The sequence below is a fragment of the Mesorhizobium sp. M5C.F.Ca.IN.020.32.2.1 genome, assembly GCF_004023105.1.
Lineage (GTDB): Bacteria > Pseudomonadota > Alphaproteobacteria > Rhizobiales > Rhizobiaceae > Mesorhizobium > Mesorhizobium wenxiniae.
Map to the genome: position 1 here is coordinate 1 of NZ_RZSX01000828.1, position 2,772 is coordinate 2,772.

The 2,772-nt window shown below is 66.2% G+C and carries 2 protein-coding genes; both read right to left on the reverse strand.

Annotated features, from left to right (window positions below):
• On the reverse strand, nt 1-260 hold a 260-nt coding region (locus tag EOA86_RS29465; RefSeq protein ID WP_206630171.1), incomplete at its 3' end, for a hypothetical protein.
• A gap of 82 nt (nt 261-342) precedes the next feature.
• A partial coding sequence (locus EOA86_RS29470; protein WP_164892097.1) for an efflux RND transporter permease subunit occupies nt 343-2,772 on the reverse strand: 2,430 nt, incomplete at its 5' end.

Sequence of the window (2,772 nt, forward strand, 5' to 3'; positions counted from 1 at the left end):
AGCAGTGCATGGACGGCCGCCAGGACAGCGTGCCAGTTCAGGGAATAGGCGCTGCGCCACATGGTCAGCTCGACGATCAGGGCAAGCCCGTGCGCCTCGATGAAGCCGATGCCGGTCCCGGGTGCATTGGCGAGCAGGGCGGCCTCGGCGCCGCTCCCGAAGAAGGAGCCAGCAATGTCGGTTATCAGGCCGCCTGCCGATGCGAGGATCAGGAAGCCGGCGTTGACGCGGATGAGAAGGTTTCCGAAAACGGGTGTCATGTTCGGTCCTTTCAGTTTGAAACTTGCGAAGCGGCTGCCACGGCGGTTCCGCCGCCGTGGCGTTTGTTGGGAGGGCTCGCCGTTAAGCGGCCAGCCGCTGCGGTTCGGCGACGGACTCGATGGGCTCAGCCGCCGACTCCGCCGGTGCCTTGATGCCGAACCACGCGACATAGAGGGTCGGCAGGACGAGCAGCGTCAGCACGGTCGCGACCATCAGGCCGCCCATCACCGCATAGGCCATCGGCCCCCAGAACACCGTCGGCGCGATGGGGATCATGCCGAGGATGGCGGCCGCCGCAGTCAAAAGGATCGGCCGCAGCCGGTGCGCGGTGGCGCTGATCACCGCCGACCACGGCTCTTCGCCGGAGGCGATGTGCTGGTCGATCTGCGTGATCAGGATGACCGAGTTGCGGATCACCATGCCGATCAGGGACATGACGCCGAGAATGGCGACGAAGCCCATCGGTGCTCCCGACATCAGCAGCGCGCCGGCAACGCCGATCAGCGCCAGCGGAGCGGTGAGCAGCACCAGCACCAGGCGCTGGAAGCTCATCAGCTGGATCATCAGCACGGTGGTCATGATGAACAGCATCAGCGGGAAGACGACGAAGATGCTCGCCTGCGCCTTGGCGCTGTCTTCGATCACGCCGCCCTGTTCGACGCTGTAGCCGGCCGGCAGTTCCGCCTTGAAGGCGGCGATCGCGCCGTCGAGCTTGCGGACCACGACGGCCGGCTCGGTGCCGGGCACGACGTCGGCCTGTACAGTCACCGTCGGCACGCGGCCCCGGCGCCAGATCAGCGGCGGCTCGGTCTGGTAGGTGAGCGTGGCCACCTGGTCGAGCGGCACACGGCGTCCGCCCGACGCGCTGACCGTCAGCGTGCGCAGCGTGTCGATGTCGGCACGTTCCGACTGGACCGCACGCGCCACGATGTCGACGAGGTAGGTGTCGTCGCGCATCTGCGTGATCTTCGACCCCGACAGGATCGAGTTGATCGTATCGGCGAGCTGCTGCGAGGAGATGCCGAGCGCGCGCGCCCTGTCCTGGTCGACCTCGATCTTGATGACCTTGGCCGGCTCGTTCCAGTCGTAGTTGATGTTGCGCACGGCTGCATCGCTGCCCAGCACCTGTGCGAACTGCTGCGCCAGGCTGCGCGTCTTGTCCGGGTCCGGTCCGCTGACCCGGAATCTCAGCGGCCAGCCGACCGGCGGTCCGAGTTCGAGCGGCGTGACGCGGGTCATGACGTCGTCGAAGCCTTTCGCAAGTGACGTTTCCAGCCGATCGATCACGGCCTGGCGCACGGCGTGGCCCTTCGTCACGACCACCGCCTGGGCGAAGAAGTCGTTGGCGAGCTGGGCATCGAGCGGCAGGTAGAAACGGACCGCGCCCTGGCCGACATAGAAGCTCCAGTGGTCGATGTCAGGATCGGCCGCGAGCAGCTTCTCGACCCGGCCCACCACCTCGTCCGTCGCCTTGATCGATGCGGTCTGCGGCAGGGTGAGGTCGACCATGATTTCGGGCCGGTCGGACTTCGGGAAGAACTCCTGACCGACAAAGCCCATGGCCACGACCGAGAGCGCGAACAGCCCGGCGGTCGCCGACAGCACCAGCCACTTCGCCCGCATCGCCGTTTCGAGCAGCGTCTGGAAGCCGCGCACCAGGCGCGAAGGCTGGTGGCTGCCATGGCCCTTGATGCGCTCGGGCAAAAGGGCGACGCCGGTCAACGGCGTGAACAGTACCGCGACGACCCAGGAAACAACCAGCGCTATGCCGACGACCGCGAACAGCGAGAAGCAATACTCGCCGGCGCCGCTCTTGGCGAAGCCGACCGGCACGAAGCCGGCGATCGTCACCAGCGTGCCGGTGAGCATCGGGAAGGCGGTCGAGGTATAGGCATAGGTGGCCGCCGAGATCTTGTCGTAGCCTTCCTCCATGCGCGAGATCATCATCTCCACCGCGATCATGGCGTCGTCGACCAGAAGGCCGAGCGCGATAATCAGCGCGCCGAGCGAGATGCGCTGCAGCGAGATGCCGAAATACTCCATGGTGACGAAGGTGATGGCGAGCACCAGCGGGATGGCGACGGCCACGACAATGCCTGGGCGCCAGCCGAGCGCCAGGAAGCTGACCGCAAGCACGATGGCGATGGCCTCGCCGAGGCTCTTGGTGAACTCGCCGACGGATTCTTCCACCACATGCGACTGGTCGGCGACCAGGCCGAGCTCGACGCCGAGCGGCAGCTCGGCCGCCATCTCGTGCATTTTTTCCTTGACGTTCTCGCCGAGCGCCAGCGCGTCGCCGCCTGATGTCATCGAGATGGCGATGCCGACAGCCGGCTTGCCGTTGAAGCGGAACATCGGCTGCGGCGGGTCGGAATAGGCGCGCTTAACCTCGGCAACATCGCCCAGCCTGAAATAATGGCCATTGGCGTAGAAGTTGATCGCCTTCAGGCTCTCCTCGGAGGTGAATTCGCCGGAAACCCGAATGGCAATGCGCTCGGGGCCGGCGTCGAC